This window comes from Acetobacter sacchari, assembly GCF_017377715.1.
GTDB classification, from domain to species: Bacteria; Pseudomonadota; Alphaproteobacteria; order Acetobacterales; family Acetobacteraceae; genus Acetobacter; species Acetobacter sacchari.
Genome location: NZ_JAFVMF010000016.1, coordinates 1 through 16,317 on the forward strand (window position 1 = coordinate 1; position 16,317 = coordinate 16,317).

General features: G+C 59.6%; 15 protein-coding genes. 3 read left to right on the plus strand and 12 right to left on the minus strand.

The window, feature by feature from the left end; all coding sequences use genetic code 11:
• Positions 1–157: 157 nt before the first annotated feature.
• Both J2D73_RS14245 and J2D73_RS20875 read right to left on the minus strand, forming a co-directional pair.
• A complete protein-coding gene (locus J2D73_RS14245) occupies positions 158–940 on the minus strand; it encodes a hypothetical protein (protein WP_207882346.1) in 783 nt (260 codons plus the stop codon).
• Entirely contained in the window at positions 937–1,155 is a 219-nt protein-coding gene (locus tag J2D73_RS20875; protein WP_243429976.1) for a hypothetical protein, read from the minus strand. The genes J2D73_RS14245 and J2D73_RS20875 overlap by 4 nt, the downstream gene beginning before the upstream one ends.
• Positions 1,156–1,355: 200 nt before the next feature.
• On the opposite strand from J2D73_RS20875, the gene J2D73_RS14250 reads away from it, so the two are divergent.
• Positions 1,356–1,802: a peptidylprolyl isomerase PrsA gene (locus tag J2D73_RS14250; protein WP_233140269.1), complete on the plus strand. Its 447-nt coding sequence runs from the start codon at positions 1,356–1,358 to the stop codon at positions 1,800–1,802.
• A gap of 177 nt (positions 1,803–1,979) precedes the next feature.
• Here the strand turns inward: J2D73_RS14250 and J2D73_RS14255 are convergent, their stop codons facing one another.
• Positions 1,980–3,722 carry a chloride channel protein gene (locus J2D73_RS14255; protein WP_243429972.1) on the minus strand — a complete coding sequence of 581 codons (1,743 nt, stop codon included), beginning with the start codon at positions 3,720–3,722 and terminating at the stop codon, positions 1,980–1,982.
• A 285-nt stretch (positions 3,723–4,007) separates the two neighbouring features.
• On the opposite strand from J2D73_RS14255, the gene J2D73_RS14260 reads away from it, so the two are divergent.
• Positions 4,008–5,042 (plus strand): NAD(P)H-quinone oxidoreductase, encoded by a 1,035-nt coding sequence (locus tag J2D73_RS14260; protein ID WP_207882348.1) that lies wholly within the window; start codon positions 4,008–4,010, stop codon positions 5,040–5,042.
• Positions 5,043–5,047: 5 nt separating this feature from the next.
• Positions 5,048–5,842 carry an alpha/beta fold hydrolase gene (locus J2D73_RS14265; RefSeq protein ID WP_207882350.1) on the plus strand — a complete coding sequence of 265 codons (795 nt, stop codon included), beginning with the start codon at positions 5,048–5,050 and terminating at the stop codon, positions 5,840–5,842.
• 309 nt (positions 5,843–6,151) lie between these two features.
• On the opposite strand, the gene J2D73_RS14270 is transcribed toward J2D73_RS14265, so the two are convergent.
• From J2D73_RS14270 to J2D73_RS14310, 9 genes are all read right to left on the minus strand, one after another.
• Complete coding sequence (locus J2D73_RS14270; RefSeq protein ID WP_207882352.1) at positions 6,152–7,372, minus strand: GGDEF domain-containing protein; 1,221 nt, start codon at positions 7,370–7,372, stop codon at positions 6,152–6,154.
• Between the two features lie 345 nt (positions 7,373–7,717).
• Positions 7,718–9,127 (minus strand): dihydrolipoyl dehydrogenase, encoded by a 1,410-nt coding sequence (gene lpdA / locus J2D73_RS14275; RefSeq protein WP_207882353.1) that lies wholly within the window; start codon positions 9,125–9,127, stop codon positions 7,718–7,720.
• Positions 9,128–9,221: 94 nt separating this feature from the next.
• Positions 9,222–10,478 (minus strand): pyruvate dehydrogenase complex dihydrolipoamide acetyltransferase, encoded by a 1,257-nt coding sequence (locus J2D73_RS14280; RefSeq protein ID WP_207882355.1) that lies wholly within the window; start codon positions 10,476–10,478, stop codon positions 9,222–9,224.
• A gap of 9 nt (positions 10,479–10,487) precedes the next feature.
• The gene (locus tag J2D73_RS14285; RefSeq protein WP_207882357.1) at positions 10,488–11,861 is read right to left on the minus strand and encodes a pyruvate dehydrogenase complex E1 component subunit beta; all 1,374 of its coding nucleotides are present in this window, start codon (positions 11,859–11,861) and stop codon (positions 10,488–10,490) included.
• A 5-nt stretch (positions 11,862–11,866) separates the two neighbouring features.
• Positions 11,867–12,880, minus strand: a complete 1,014-nt coding sequence (gene pdhA / locus J2D73_RS14290; protein WP_026397806.1) for a pyruvate dehydrogenase (acetyl-transferring) E1 component subunit alpha — start codon at positions 12,878–12,880, stop codon at positions 11,867–11,869.
• Positions 12,881–12,948: 68 nt separating this feature from the next.
• The gene (moaC, locus tag J2D73_RS14295; RefSeq protein ID WP_207882359.1) at positions 12,949–13,452 is read right to left on the minus strand and encodes a cyclic pyranopterin monophosphate synthase MoaC; all 504 of its coding nucleotides are present in this window, start codon (positions 13,450–13,452) and stop codon (positions 12,949–12,951) included.
• 45 nt (positions 13,453–13,497) lie between these two features.
• Complete coding sequence (gene trpC / locus J2D73_RS14300; protein ID WP_207882495.1) at positions 13,498–14,352, minus strand: indole-3-glycerol phosphate synthase TrpC; 855 nt, start codon at positions 14,350–14,352, stop codon at positions 13,498–13,500.
• Positions 14,353–14,443: 91 nt separating this feature from the next.
• Positions 14,444–15,583 carry an anthranilate phosphoribosyltransferase gene (gene trpD, locus J2D73_RS14305; RefSeq protein WP_207882361.1) on the minus strand — a complete coding sequence of 380 codons (1,140 nt, stop codon included), beginning with the start codon at positions 15,581–15,583 and terminating at the stop codon, positions 14,444–14,446.
• Between the two features lie 57 nt (positions 15,584–15,640).
• Positions 15,641–16,237, minus strand: a complete 597-nt coding sequence (locus J2D73_RS14310; protein ID WP_207882363.1) for an anthranilate synthase component II — start codon at positions 16,235–16,237, stop codon at positions 15,641–15,643.
• Positions 16,238–16,317 lie beyond the last annotated feature (80 nt).

The following is a 16,317-nucleotide window of genomic DNA, read 5'->3' on the forward strand; positions in this document are numbered from 1 at the left end:
TGGGCGCCAATCTCATGCGCAGAAATGCTCACCCGTGATTTTCCAAACAGGCTCTAAAAGAAGCGAACCATTTACCTGCTCGAGCCACTCCGGAGATACAGCCTTGTTTTTAGTAACCGTCGCTCGACTGCGCTACGCGGCATAGTCGGCTGAGTAGCTATAATGTAGCAGCGACAATTCGATGCAAGACCAGTCGCAACGACAGATCTACAGTCTCAGCAACGTCTCCAATCGACGAAACAACCGTCGCCGTATCGGCATTCAATATCTGAATCCTTACAATCCGCGGAACGAGACCCTCTCCATGTAAAAGCGCGCGATCTCCCGAATGCAAAGCAGCGTCGGGCGCCATGACGAGCAAACTGTTGTCACGGAACACCGGTTCATAATCTGCTGTATCGAGGCGCACTGCATAGTCGTGCGGACCGCAACCAGTGATCGGCGCAGCGATCTCACCCCATGGATACGCAGAGGCGTCATGCCGACGCCGCGCTACGACATTCCCGCGAGGTCTCCCTACAGGCAGAAATGCGCGATCAAAAAGTCCTGTGACCGCGAGATGCGAGAACGACGTCGCGCGCAGCAAGGCGTATTCCGGCAACGCGGTCTGCACGCCTGGCTTGACGTTTCCTCGCGCCGCACCTTGCTCCATTGCTTCGGCGAACCTCGCCAAGGATATCTCCGCGATATCGAGCAAGCGAAACACCGTATCCATCCGCAGCCAGCGTCGACGGCCATCAGGGGCGAAGCGCTTTGACGGATTCAACGCAGTGGAGTCCAACCCTGCGGCCTTCGCCAGACCCGACACACTCAGCCCCCGCTCAGCCGCCGCCAGATCAAGCAGTTCCCAGAACGCCTGCCAGCGTACGTCTTCGTCCGCTCGCGGAGTCTCATCTCTCTCGTCACCTCCGGCGCTTCTCCCGAGCCGGCGTTCCGTCATGAAGCGAGTTTCAGAATTTCTGAGCGGCGCCGGGCTTCGCCCTCAGGCGTGGCATGAAATCGTCCATCCGCGCCCGTACACGCGAATCCAAGCCCCTCAAGCCGCTCGAGGCATGGCTGGTCCCTCAGCCCGGTCGGCCTGCCCAGAGAACCGGAGAGGCAGAGCCGATGCAGCGCCGATCGACAACAGGTTTCAAGGTAAGGTTCGTCCCACATGTCCGGAACATCCGAAATCATGCGGCGATAGGCAACTGGCAATCTCGCAGCGACAGCTTCCAACACGAAGCTCGTCTCAAAATTAAATATAAATTACAACAAAACATGTCAAACTTGGCTCAGAAATAGCAGTTGATAGTGTGAAACCGCCAACAGACCCCTGGCATCGATCCGTCGCAGAAGGAAGGGAGCCACTCTCCGTGCTTTCAAAAACATCTATCAGAACTGTTCGCCCTGGAGCCGTCGCAGCTCTGATGCTGGGCCTCGCCACGCTCGCGGCCTGCGCCTCACCTCAGGAGATCGTCTCGTCCAAGGAAGATCACCTCTCGGCCGCAGGGTTCGTCGACCAGCCTGCAAACACGCCCGAACGACAAGCGATGCTGCGCTCATTGCCGAGCCACCGGTTCGTTCGCCGCACCAAAGGTGATTCAGTATTTTACGTGTATGCCGACCCGACCGTCTGCGCCTGCCTGTATGTAGGCAGTCAGGATGCTTACGGGCGTTATCGCCAGTTTCAGCAACAGCAAAATCTGGCCGATGAGCAGGCGATGTCGGCGCAGGAATACGACAACGCGAGCTGGAACTGGGGCGCGTGGGGACCAGGATTTGGTCCGGGGTTCATGTATGGCCCCGGCTTTGGCTGGTAAAAGCGACTGGGCGTCCGTCATGCCCGACGGGCGCCGTCAGACGTCTCCGGCGATATCCCGCCAGGCCTGCTCAAGCTCCTTCGCGAAGCGCCTAAGCACGTAACGCTCGGTTAGAAGGCCAACAATCTCTCCACCACACGGCCCGCCCAATACCACGAGCGCGGGCGCGCGGATGCTTTAAAAAGTCGCAAGCGCGTCGCGAACAGATTCATATGGTCTGAGCACGGTGCCGGGGTCCGTACGCAAAAGCCCCAGCAACTCGTCTTCCGGCAGGCCGATCGCGTTGTAGGCGTCCGCTGCGACAAGCCCAGCATATTTTCCGAGTTCATCCGTGACGATGACATACCGGGGCTGAAGCCCCTCAAAACGTCGACGCGCTTCGCCAACAGACGCGGTCATGGCGATAACCGGCGGGACTTTCTGCATGACGTGCTCGACAGTCAGACTGCGCACCCGCCCCACGTCCACGGCGGAACGGATGCGCTCGCCACGCAGATGAAACCGCCAGGTCGCGAATGAATAACCAAACCAGCGCCGGGTCGCGAAAGACGACGTCAACGCCGAGATCAGCACGGCGACCGTCAGGGGAAAGCTGCCGGTCGTCTCCAGAGCCAGAAAGATCATCGTCATCGGACCGCCGATGACGGCCACGGCCAACGCGCACATCCCCGCCATTGCACAGACCTGAACCGACACCGGATCGATCCCGATCAACGCCAGAACATCGCCGTACATCGCGCCATTCAGCACGCCCAGATAGAGCGAGGCGAAAAACAGGCCGCCGCGGAACCCCGAACCTATGGACACCGCCGACGCCAGAGCCTTCAGAAGAAACAACCACGACGCCCGCCCGAGCGTCAGGCTCTCCATCAATCCGGCGCGCATGGCCATGTGACCAGACGACAGCACCGTTGGCGATAGCAGCGCCAATCCACCGATGACCGCGCCGCCCAGCGCGGGGCGGCTCCAGACGGGCAAACGGGTCCGGTTGAACCCGCTCTCGATCAGCGTAACCACACGCATCAGCGCAATGCCAGACAGCGCACAGAACGCGCCCAGACCGGCGATAGGCAGGCAATCACGCAACCGCAGCGCCGACGGAGGCGCTAAATGTAGTGGTGGAATCACGCTGCACGCGACCGTCGCAACGCCTGTCGCGCATATCGAGGCGAGCGCCACCGGAGCGAGATTGGCCATCGTGTAGCTGCCGATCACCAATTCGAACGCATAAAACGCGCCAGCCAGCGGCGCGTCGAATGCGGCGCCTATGGCGCCAGCCGCGCCGCACCCGACCAACAGCCGCATGTCCGCCCGATGCACGCGTAAAAAGCAGCCCAGCCGCGCACCTGCTGCAGAAGCCAGTTGGGTGAAACCGGCCTCCAGCCCGATCGAGGCGCCCGCGCCATTGGAGATAATTGTCTGGATCGCGATCAGCACACTCTGTCGAAGCGACATCCTGCCGCCGTGAAGCGCGTTCGCTTCGATCGGATCGACCGGGCGCGGCGGCAGGCTGCGCCTGATCGCCACGCCGAACAGCCCCAGAGCCAGCCCTCCGATCGCCGGGACAACGCAACGCCACGACGCCAGAGCCGTCAGCCCGGATAGCCGCCCTCTGGGGGCCCCGAACAGAACGGCGTGCGCCAGCAACGTCGCATGGGTCATCGCCGCCACGACCAGCCCGGCCAACGAGCCGACCAACGCCGCAAGAGCAAGCAACCAAAGAGAATCGACGCGCACCAGACATCGGATATTCCGGAGCGTGCGAGCGCCGGGGACGAAGTACCCACCAAGCACTCGCCGCAGCGCGCCTGAAAGCCGGTGGCGGCGGCCAACTGGACGTCCATCCGAACTGTCCTGGCTCTCCTCTTCAGGCAGAAGATTAGCCGCCTCGCCTGCCTCTGTTCCAGCCTTCGCGGCCATACCCGCTGCTTCCCCGCACTGCGTTCGCGGGCCATCTCAACCGGAGTTCGTAATGACGGCTCCGCCCGGCTTCCAGCCCAGCACGCCACCCCTGACATACACTCTCACTCTGACACACGCACCTTTTGTTGATCAGAAGTGAGTCAACGTCTCGACGAATGTACAATGTCGCTCCGGTTATGTGACGTGACAGACGCTCCCGGAGAGGCACAATCGCATCTTCGCCCGAACGAGAGCTCCGGGTTTTCGACGATTCCTTACCGCTGAACGGCAGGACGCCTGATCATGACAGCCACCCCCATCATCCCCCCGACCATGCAAGCCATCGTGCTCGACCAACCCGGCGGCCCCGAGGTCCTGCATCTCGGAGAGGAGGCTGTTCCAACGCCCCGCTCCGGCGAAGTATTGGTGCGCGTGTTCGCCAGTGGCGTGAACCGACCGGACGTCATGCAACGTCAGGGTATTTATCCGCCTCCGCCGGGCGCCAGCCCCTTACTCGGCCTCGAAATCGCTGGCGAAGTCGTGGCGCTCGGGCCGACTGCGGACGATGCCCCTCCCCCAGTGCTTTCCATCGGCGACCGCGTCTGCGCCCTGACCAATGGCGGCGGTTATGCCGACTACTGCGCCGTTCCGACCGGTCAGTGCCTGCCCTGGCCGAAAGGGTTCGACGCCGTGCGTTCCGCCGCCCTGCCAGAGACGTTCTTTACGGTCTGGACGAACTTGTTCATCACAGCAGGGCTTCGCGCTGGAGAGCGCGTCCTGATCCATGGCGGCTCCAGCGGCATCGGCACCACGGCGATACAAATAGCGCGCGCTTTCGGCGCTGAGGTCTACGCCACCGCTGGCAGCGCTGAAAAATGCGCCGTGTGCGAAACGCTGGGGGCTAGAGCAATCAATTACCGCAACGAGGACTTCGTCGAGCGCATCGGCGCACTGACGGCTGGAATAGGCGTGAACGTCATTCTCGACATTGTCGGCGGCTCGTATCTCGATCGCAACCTGCGCTGCCTGTCAGAAGAAGGGCGGCTCGTAATCATCGCCCTTCAGGGCGGGCCAAAGGCGTCGGAGGTCGGGCTCGCCCGTCTGATGACAAAACGTCTTACCATCACCGGCACGACGCTTCGTCCCAGAGATTCGGCGTTCAAGGCGCGCGTGGCGCAGGAACTGCTGAAAAAAGTCTGGCCCAAACTTGACGCGGGCGAAATCGCACCGCTGATACATGCGACATTCCCGCTCGCTCAGGCGGCGACGGCGCACAGGATGATGGAGGACGGAACGCATTCCGGAAAAATCGTCCTGCTGCATGAAACGGAGTCCTGAAAACCATGCTGCTTGACGTCATCGAACGGAAACCTGAATCAGACGACGGCTTGTCCAAGCCTCCGGTCGTGTTTCTGCACGGGCTGTTTGGGCGCGCCAGAAATTTCGGATTTTTTCAAAGACGGATAGGGGAATTCAGACGAACTCTGGCGCTCGACCTGCGCAACCACGGCGACAGCCCCCACGGCCCCGCAGATTATCCCACGATGGCCGAAGACGTCTACGAGACGTTGAAGGCGCACGACGCAATACCCGCCGCGATCGTCGGGCATTCGATGGGTGGCAAAACGGCCATGATGTTGGCGCTTCGCCATCCAGCAGCCGTCGAGCGCCTGCTTGTGGCGGATATCGCCCCAGGCGCCGGCGGCTTTCAACAGAGCCACACGCTGGCTGCGGATCTGGCCGCCCTGCCCTTCCCCGCATCGCTGAACCGCACCGAGGCGGACGCGCTTCTGTCCCGCGTCATTCCGGAAGCCGACGTTCGGAACCTTATGCTTCAAAATCTCCGTCTGGGTGAAAAGCCGGGATGGACGATAGGAATACATGAGATCGCGTCCGCCATGCCCGAGATCGTAGGATGGCCGCCCGTGCCGCAAGAAACGAACTTCACCGGGCGCACGCTTTTTGTTTCTGGCGGCAAATCCCGGTATATACAGCCGTCGAATTACCCGGAAATGAAGCACTTGTTTCCGCACTATCATCTGGAAACCATTCCTGATGCGGGGCACTGGCTTCATGCCGAAAAACCAATGGAATTTTTGAGTATTCTTGAAGGTTTTCTGAACGAACTCACTCTCTGAGGTTTCACGTATTCAAAAATCGAAACTCCCGATCGTTCGGGCTATACGCCTTGCGCCGCGTCATCCGGTCGCACGCTCAAGCTGAGCCGGACGATCGCGGCGCCGCGCCTAACGCGACATCAAACCTCTTGAGCTAAGTTCCTTCCAAAGCACTCCGATGAAGCTAGTGACGCCGCTTTTCAGCGATCTAACACAAATCCGTCCATATCGATGAAAGCAAAGCCTTACTCAAGGCGAGCATAGCCCTTGCGTGGACGAAGAGTATCCGCGGACGCGACCGGTTATCGTCTTTTCGCGTGGCTTCGTGGTCTAGGACACGACGCCATGCAGGCAGCTTTCATTCTTTTGGGAGAGAAAACCCTCTATTTTTTCATCAAATACATGGATTTTTACGTTGTTTCGACCGGCGCGTTTTGCTTCATAAAGAGTGCTGTCAGCTTCTGTATACAGACGCTTTATATCACCTGATAAGGTGCCCAGCGTCAGCCCCATGCTGACTGTCGCCCGAAGTCTTCCGGACATATTGTCGCGGCAGTGAATTTCAAATTTTCTACGAATTTTTTCGGAGATTCCGTAAGCTTCCGAAGGGGTGACGCCGTACATCAAAATCGAAAACTCTTCTCCGCCGAATCTCGCCGCGATCCACCGGTCGTACAGAGTATCACGCACGACGCAACCAAACGCCGCTATAACAGCATCGCCAACGCCATGGCCAAATGTGTCGTTAATGCGCTTAAAATGATCGAGGTCGGCTATCACCAGTGCGATTGGCTCATTCTTGCCTCTCTCTGCGTTCCTCAGCGCCTGCAAAGCGTGATCAAACCCGTCTCGATTCAGGAGACCAGATAATTTGTCGGTATGAGCCTCCCGTCTGAGTTCCATCATCTGATCAACTGCGATGGCAATAAGGAGATTAAGCGCCACTGCAACTGAAATCATAATTTGGGCAAAAATAGTCGTCGCCCAGTATAAGGACTCATGAAACGCCGAGAAATTGTCGGAAAACAGCACCCTCAAAAGAATTGGTCGAATAAAATAATTAGCAGAAACCAAAAAGCACAAAACAAACAATATATTGTCTATGACATGCTTTCTTTGAGCTTTACTCATTTTGAAAGCCGTCAACAGAGAAACAGAACCTAACGCAAAGTTCACATTATAAAGCCTGCAAGTCAAACAATTATCAACAAATGACGCCACCGAATAAGAAATGACCATCAACGAAAATATCAAAGAATATATAAGAAAAGGTATTCCAACTTCGTATCGAATTATTATAGACGCCGACATGAGTATAGAAGAAAGAAGAAATCCTATATTTGCGATAAGAGACAGTGCGCGATACTCTGGGCCAATCAGCTCCGCCAAAACAAACGCAGCCGTCATTACCGCGTAACAATAAGCCGCCAGCTTTGGGTACACCTGTGAGCGGTTATGTCTCCACAAGAGACCGAACGCCACGGCAAGCAGGAGACTTACGCCTGGGTTCAAGAGTGACGCGAAGAAATGCGCCCCAAGGCTAGGTGGCATGACCTGATTGTGCTCCTGCAGAACAAACCTTAGACACACGCTTCACGTCCAAAGCGCAAGACCGAAAACAACACGGAATGTCAATATGCCACAATTTAAAATCTAAAAATTCTAGATTTATATAATAAACAAATTACTTAACCGTTGATGCGATGGCGTTTTATTTTCGATTATCGTGAAAATAAATACGAACAGAAAAACAGTCGGTATAGCGTGGTTTCACTGCGCTTTGTTCGAATAAAACTACACGCGTAAATCGGAGAATTTCAATATAAAAAAAGCGGCGCATCGTAATGCGCCGCTCCAAAATCAAGGAAAAACAAAGAAAACGCCATCACACGAACATTAAAAATGAAGTGCTCCGTCGTATGCCGCCAGCACCGCCTCATGCATGGATTCGGAAATAGTCGGATGCGGAAACACCGTTTCCTTCAACTCAGCTTCCGTCAACTCCCCGCTCCGGGCGATCACATAGCCCTGAATCATCTCGGTGACTTCCGCGCCGATCATGTGCGCGCCAAGAAGCTCTCCCGTCTTCGCGTCGAACACCGTCTTCACCAACCCGTCGACTTCCCCCATGGCAATTGCCTTGCCGTTACCAATGAATGGGAAGCGACCCACCCGGACCTCATACCCCGCCGCCTTCGCCTTTGCTTCCGTGTAACCCACTGAAGCGATCTGCGGTCGGCAATATGTGCAACCAGGAATTTTTGTCGCGTCAATCGGGTGGACGTGGCGACCGGCAATAGCTTCCACACACATCACCGCTTCATGGCTGGCCTTGTGCGCAAGCCATGGCGCGCCTGCGACGTCGCCGATGGCGTACACGCCTGATTCGCCAGTCCGACACAGTTCGTCGGTGACGATGTGTGTTTTTTCGACCACGATCCGGGTGCCCTCAAGGCCGATATTCTCGACGTTGCCGACAATTCCAACAGCAGAGATCACGCGATCGAAGGTCAGGCTATGCGTCTTGCCGCCCGCTTCGATATCGACGCTGACTTCAGAAGCCCCCTTCTTCAAAGGCCCAACCTTGGCGCCCGTGAGAACCTTCATTCCCTGTTTTTCGAAGGCCGTGCGGGCAAGCTTGCTAATCTCTTCATCCTCGACAGGAAGAATACGATCAGCGACCTCGACCAGCGTCACCTCGGAGCCCATGTTGCGATAAAACGACGCGAATTCCGTGCCGATCGCACCTGAGCCGATGACCAGCAACCGCTTGGGCAACTCTTCCGGAACCAGAGCCTCTCGGTATGACCAGACGAACTTGCCGTCGGGCTCCAGCCCCGGCAACGCGCGCGCGCGCGCGCCTGTCGCAAGAATTACGTTGGTCGCCGTCAGAACGGTTTTCGCCCCATCCTTCAACGTCACTTCAATCTTGCGCTTTTTACCCGAAACGCCGGAGAGCTTCGCAAGTCCGTCGAAAACGGGAACCTTCGCCTTCTTCAGCAGATGCGCCACGCCCCCGGAGAGTTGCTTCGACACGGCACGAGAGCGCGCAACGACCTTCTGGAAGTCGAAGCGAGGATTGTCCGCAGCGAACCCGAACTGCCCGAGATCATGCAGCAGGTGGTTGATTTCCGAAGCCCGTAGCAGCGCTTTTGTCGGAATACAGCCCCAGTTAAGGCAAATACCCCCGAGGTGATTGGCCTCCACAACGGCGACCGACAGTTTCAGTTGCGCTGCGCGAAGGGCCGCGACGTAACCGCCGGGGCCGCCGCCGATGACGACAAGATCGAACTCGGTGGTGCTCATGCCTGTTTCCTGGCTGATTCTTGAGAAAACGGGATCGATTGAGATCCCCGCCCCGGGCGTCGACTACAGCACGACGCCCGGGGCCACTTCATGTTCAGATGACGAGCGCGATCGGATTTTCGACGATCGAACGCAACGTGGACATCCATTGCGCTCCCAGCGCCCCGTCCACCACGCGATGGTCCGCAGACAGGGTCGCCGTCATGACCGTCGCTACAGCCAGAGCGTCTCCCTTGACCACGGCGCGTTTTTCACCGGCGGCAATCGCCAGAATTCCAGCTTGCGGCGGGTTGATGATCGCAGAGAACGACGTGACGCCGAACATGCCCATATTGGAGATCGAGAACGAGCCTCCCTGAAACTCTTCCGGTTTCAGCTTGCCTGCACGGGCGCGGGCGACAAGATCCTTGGTCTCGTTGCTGATCTCGCGAAGCGTCTTCTTGTCAGCCTGCCGTATGATCGGGGTGATCAGACCGTCGGGAATCGAAACCGCGATCGAGATGTCGACGTCGTTGTATTGAATCAACGCGTCTTCCGTGAAGGACACGTTCAATCCGGGAACACGGCGGAGCGCGAGAGCCGCCGCCTTCACCAGCATGTCGTTGACCGACAGCTTGAACGCATCCGGCCCATCCTCCGGAGAGGCCTTGTTCAACTGCGACCGCAGCGCAAGGAGCGCATCCAGTTGCATGTCGATCGACACATAGAAATGCGGAACCGTTGTTTTCGATTCAGTAAGTCGTCGCGCAATCACCTTACGCATCGACGACAGTGGCGTGCTGGTGAAACCACCAGGCGCAGCAGGAGCAGCAGCCCCTTTTGATGCCGCGGCTGGCGCTGTTTTCGCAGCTTCAACGTCACGTTTCACGATGCGTCCGTTCGGACCGGAGCCCTTCACGTTCGCAAGGTTGATGCCAGCGTCTTTCGCAATCCGCTTCGCCAATGGCGACGCAAAGACCCGCCCTGCAGGAGCAGATTTCGTGGGCGCGTTCGACGCGACCTGCGGAACCTTGGCTGCAGGCGCCGCAGCCGCCTGCTCAACGACAGGCTTTTCCTTCGGCGCCTCGACCACAGCGTTACCCGACGCCGTAACATCAGGAACAGCTTCGCCGTCGTCTACGAGAATAGCGATCGGCGCATTCACAGCCACGCCTTCGGTGCCGGCCGGCACAAGGATGCGTCCGAGCACGCCCTCGTCAACCGCCTCGACCTCCATCGTCGCCTTGTCGGTTTCGATTTCCGCGATCACGTCACCGGAGGAGACTTTGTCGCCCTCCTGCTTGAGCCAACGCGAAAGCTTGCCCTCCGTCATAGTCGGCGAGAGGGCCGGCATCAGGATATCGGTAGCCATGATGTCTCCTCAGACCAGCTTGCGGACGGCGTCCACAACCCAGTCAGGCTGCGGCAGTGCGAGTTTTTCCAGATTGGCGGCGAAAGGCATCGGCACATCGACTCCCGCAACGCGCACCGGTGGCGCATCCAGCCAGTCGAACGCGTGCTCGATGATCTGCATGACGATTTCCGCGCCGATACCTGCGAAGGGCCAACCTTCCTCCACCGTCACCAGACGGGAGGTCTTCTTCACGCTCTCCACGATGGTCGCGATATCCAGCGGACGGATGGAACGCAGGTTGATGACCTCCGCATCAATCCCCTGTTCAGCCAGAATATCCGCCGCAGCCATGGCTGTTCCAACGGAGATCGAGAAACCGACCAGCGTGACGTCCTTGCCGGGCCGCTCGATTTTCGCCTTGCCGATCGGGAGAATGAAATCTTCATCGACGGGGCACTGGAATTTGTGCCCGTAGAGCATTTCGTTTTCCAGCACGATCACCGGGTTCGGATCGCGAATGGCCGCGCGCAGCAGACCCTTCGCATCCGCCGCCGACCATGGGGCGACAACTTTCAGGCCGGGAACGTGCCCGTACCAGCTCGCATAACATTGCGAATGCTGTGCGCCGACGCGCGACGCAGCGCCGTTCGGGGCGCGGAAGACGATGGGGCAACCCATCTGCCCACCGGACATATACAGCGTCTTCGCTGCGGAATTGATAATGTGGTCGATGGCCTGCATCGAGAAGTTCATCGTCATGAACTCGACGATCGGACGCAGCCCCGTAAGCGCGGCGCCCGTCGCCATGCCCGTGAAGCCGTGTTCAGTGATCGGCATGTCGATGACACGCCCTTCGCCGAACTCGTCAAGCAGTCCCTGCGACACCTTGTAGGCGCCCTGATACTGACCGACTTCCTCACCGATCAGGAACACGTCCGGATCGCGTCGCATTTCCAGCGCCATGGCGTCGCGCAGCGCTTCGCGTACGGTGATTTCGCTCGTCTCACCCCAGTCCTTTTCAGGTTCAGGCGCAGACAGCGCAACCGGAGCGGCTGCAGGTTTGGACGCCGTGGCGGACTCTGCCGCTGCTTCGACTTTTTCCGGCGCGGCAGAGGGCCCAGCCGACTGTGCGGCGCCACCCGCTTCGGGAACGCTCTCCCCGTCAGCAACGAGAACGGCGATCGGCGCATTCACAGCCACGCCTTCGGTTCCCTCAGGCACAAGAATACGACCAAGCACGCCTTCGTCGACAGCCTCGACCTCCATCGTCGCCTTGTCGGTTTCGATTTCCGCGATCACGTCGCCGGAGGACACTTTGTCGCCCTCTTTCTTGAGCCAACGGGCGATCTTGCCCTCGGTCATGGTCGGCGAAAGCGCCGGCATCAGAATATCGGTGGCCATTACGCTTACGCCTCTACCAGCACGTCTGTGTACAGTTCCGCCGGATCAGGCTCCGGGCTCGTTTTCGCAAATTCCGTGGCGTCAGCGACGACGGCCTTGATGCCATCCTCTACGGCCTTCAGTTCGGCTTCCTCGACGCCCGAGGCGAGCAACTGGCTACGAACGTGATCGATCGGATCATGCTTCTGACGAATTTCGTCGACTTCGCTGCGCTGACGATATTTCGCCGGATCGGACATGGAATGACCGCGATAGCGATACGTCGACATCTCCAGCAGGTACGGCCCGTTGCCTGCGCGGCAGTAGGCGACGGCTTCCCGTGTCGCTGCGTTGACGGCGGAAACATCCATGCCGTCAACCTGCTTTCCCGGAATGCCCCAAGGTTCGCCATTGCGCCAAAGATGCTGAGACGCCGCCGAAGACCGCTCGACGCTCGTCCCCATGCCATAGCGGTTGTTTTCGATCACGAACACACAAGGCAGTTTGTGCAGGGCGGCGAGATTGAAGCTTTCGTACACCTGTCCCTGATTGGATGCGCCTTCGCCGAAATAGGTCATCGAGACCTCATCCGTGCCACGATACTTGTTGGCGAAAGCGAGACCTATGCCCAGCGCAACCTGCGCGCCCACAATGCCGTGGCCGCCGTAAAAATTCTTCTCACGCGAGAACATGTGCATCGAGCCGCCCTTGCCGCGCGAATACCCGGTCGCTCGACCGGTCAGCTCCGCCATGACGCCGCGCGGGTCCATGCCAGCCGCGATCATCTGACCGTGGTCGCGGTACGACGTGATGATCTTGTCGCCTTCCTTGAGCGCCATCTGCACACCGACGACGACCGCTTCCTGCCCGATATACAGATGGCAGAACCCGCCGATGAGTCCCATGCCGTAGAGCTGGCCGGCCCTCTCCTCGAAACGACGAATCAGAAGCATGTCGTGAAAGGCGCGCTTGAGGCCTTCCGTGTCGAGCGAGGGGTCGTTCCGTCCCGCTGCCAGGTTGGACGTGGGGGTATCAGCCATAAAAAACGCTCCACTCGTCAAAATACATCGTGCGGGCGACGCAGCACGCCGCCCGCCTGTCGGGATTTTCAGGAACCCGTAAAATCGCCGGACCGTCCGCCAGATTTTTGCACAAGACGTATATCGCCGATACGCATTGAGCGATCCAGAGCCTTGCACATGTCATAAACTGTTAGTGCGCTGACGCTTACGGCAGTCAACGCCTCCATCTCGACCCCGGTTTGGCCGCAAGTTTTAGCCGTTGCTTCGACTTCGACAGCTCCAGGCGTTACCTCAAGCGTCACCTTAACCGAGGTCAACATTATGGGATGACAGAGCGGAATCAGGTCCGAAGTGCGCTTCGCAGCCATCACACCTGCGATACGGGCCGCCGCGAGCACGTCACCTTTCGGCATTTCGCCAGAAGACAAAAGCCGCGCGATTTCCGGCGCCATGCTCACGCGACCACGGGCCACCGCAACGCGCACGGTCTCCCGCTTCCCCGAAACGTCGACCATGAGGGCCCGCCCACGCGCATCGAGGTGCGTGAATCCATCGGGGTCAACCCCGGATTCCAAATCATCTGAAGACATTACGCCAGCGCTCCGCCTGACAGGACGTGGGAAACGTCGCGCCGGTCAGCCCTGACCAAGCAACGCTCGTGCGGCGACGCCTGGATCCTCGTGACGCAACAACGATTCACCTACGAGGAAACCGCTGGCTCCGACCGATCCAAGACGGACGACATCCTCATGCGTGCCGATGCCACTTTCCGACACGATAATCTTGTCAGGCGGCACCAACGGCGCGAGCCGCATCGTCGTTTCCAGATCCGTGCGAAGCGACTTTAGGTCTCGATTGTTGATCCCGATCAGGGAGGTGTCGAGAGCCAGAGCACGCGTCAACTCCTCCTCGGAGTGCACCTCGACCAGCACATCAATGTCGAGGCCGCGCGCATGATCCACAAGTTCGGCAGCCTCCACGTCCGTGAGGATCGCCATGATCAGCAACACGCAATCGGCGCCGATCAGTCGCGTCTCGTAGATTTGCCATGGATCGAAGATGAAGTCCTTCCGCAACACCGGAAGGTCGCAGGCCGCGCGGGCCGCCTTCAGATCCTCCAAGTCACCGTGAAAGCAGGAGCTTTCCGTGAGGATCGACAGGCAGGCGGCGCCCGCCGCTTCGTATGACTTCGCGATGGCGACCGGGTCGTACGGGTCGCGCAACAGCCCGGCCGACGGCGACGCCTTCTTGATTTCAGCGATCAAGCCCGGAAGCTGGTCCGCCGTCTTCTCCTTGAGAGCTCGACCAAACCCGCGAGGCGCAAATTCCGTCTCACGCGCCTTCGCCGAGATGTCCTTCAGAGACATCAGTGTCGAACGATGCGCCACTTCGATCCGGGAGCGCGCGACAATGCGGGCCAGAACGTCTGGCAGCGAGGAATTACCCTCCCCCGACGCCTCAACAGGCACCTCATTCGGCGTCTCGTTCATCATGTCCCTGATCTCGCATTTGAAACTGTAATTCGGGTCGAACGCAGCTCGAAGCCGCTCCCACCCATAGCGAAAGTCGCGTCACCAACTGTCACGAACCGCTCCCGCTCCGGTCGCTCGCAACCTCAGTTCCGCCCCTACGGGCAGCCTGAAGACTGGATAGCGCCGCGCCATTGTCGATCACATGCGCCGCAAGCGCAACGAGTTCCCGTAAAGCCTCCGGGACTATGCGGCCTGCCTGCAGCACCACGCCGCGTCCCGCCACATGCAACGCGCACGCCGCGTTGAGCAAAACAGTGTCCCTGTAAGGTCCATGGGCGCCCTTTAGCAACGCCAACAGCGCTTCCGCGTTTTCGACCGGACCACCGCCTGCTATCGCTGATATAGGCGCAGAAGGCAGGCCCGCCATATCCGGAGTGAGAATCGTGCGAATAATTTCGCCGTTCTCCAGAGCTGCTATCTCCGTAGGGCCAGACAGCGTGACTTCGTCGACGCCCCGGGACGGAACACCCGGCCCAACACCGGGAACGTCGCCGCAAACAGCCCACACACGCTCGGACCCAAGGTCACGCAGCGTCGTCACGACCGGCTCGAGCCACACAGCCTCGGGAACCCCGACGAGCTGCCGCGTCACGCGCGCCGGGTTGGCCAGAGGCCCGACGAGATTGAATAAGGTTCGCACGCCCAGCGCCCGCCGAGCGCCTGCGGCATGGCGCATAGCCGGGTGATGGGATGGCGCCGCCATGAAGATGAGTCGCCGATCACGCAGCTCCGCCCCGAGGGTCGCGCAGTCGCTTTCAAGCGGCACCCCGAGCGCGCCCAACACGTCTGATGCTCCAGACAAGGAGGACAATGCCCGGTTGCCATGTTTGGCGACGGGAACGCCCAGGGCCGAGACGACGAACGCCACAGCCGTCGACACGTTGAGCGTCCCGTGACCGTCTCCGCCTGTGCCGCATACGTCGATAGCGCCCGGCGGCGGTTCCTCGATCGCCAACATGCGGGAACGCACCGCGAGAACAGCGCCGAGCAGTTCCTCCTGTCGCTCCCCCCGCACCCTGAGCCCCATCAGGAACGCTGCGATCTGCGCCTCGCTGGCCGCGCCATCCATGATCAGACCGAAGGCGTTTCGCGCCTCGTCCACGGAAAAGGGGCGCCCGGTGGCCACGGCGGCCAAAACCGGGCGAAAGGGATCGGCGTCCGTGGCCACAACATGAGTCGCGCCGCTCATGCAGGTTGCACGATGACGGTTCGCCGGGATCGAAACTCTGACATTACCCGCGCAGCCTCACGCCGCCTTCCGCGTCGCGCGCCATCCGCGCGCAGACGCGAGAAAATTCGCCAATATGTCGCGGCCATGTTCCGACGCGATGCTTTCGGGATGGAACTGCACGCCATGGATTGGCAGCACGCGATGGCGCAATCCCATGATGACGCCGTCGTCAGTCCACGCGGTTTTTTCAAGCGCGTCGGGGAACGTAGCCGGATCGACGGTCAGGCTGTGGTAGCGGGTCGCAAGGAAGGGGCTGGGCAGGCCTGCGAACACATCGGCCCCGTCATGAAACACCTTGCTCACCTTGCCATGCACCGGGCTCGGAGCCCTGACGACGTCTCCGCCGAAGACCTGACCAATCGCCTGATGGCCCAGACACACGCCGAATATGGGAATCACGCCCCCGGCCTGACGGATCAGGTCGCAGCAGACGCCCGCTTCGTTGGGGGTGCACGGACCGGGAGACAGCACGATCGCCTCCGGCGCCAGCGCAATCGCCTGCTCGGCGGTTAGCGCGTCGTTGCGGCGGACGTCGCAGACTTCACCCAGTTCGCCCAGGTAATGGACGAGATTGAAGGTGAAGCTGTCGTAGTTGTCGATCAACAGGATCATGCCTTTATGATGGCGATCCGTCGGCTTCCGGTCAAACCCCTCCCCAACGCAGCGCACGTCATGCCAGAGGTTGACAGAAT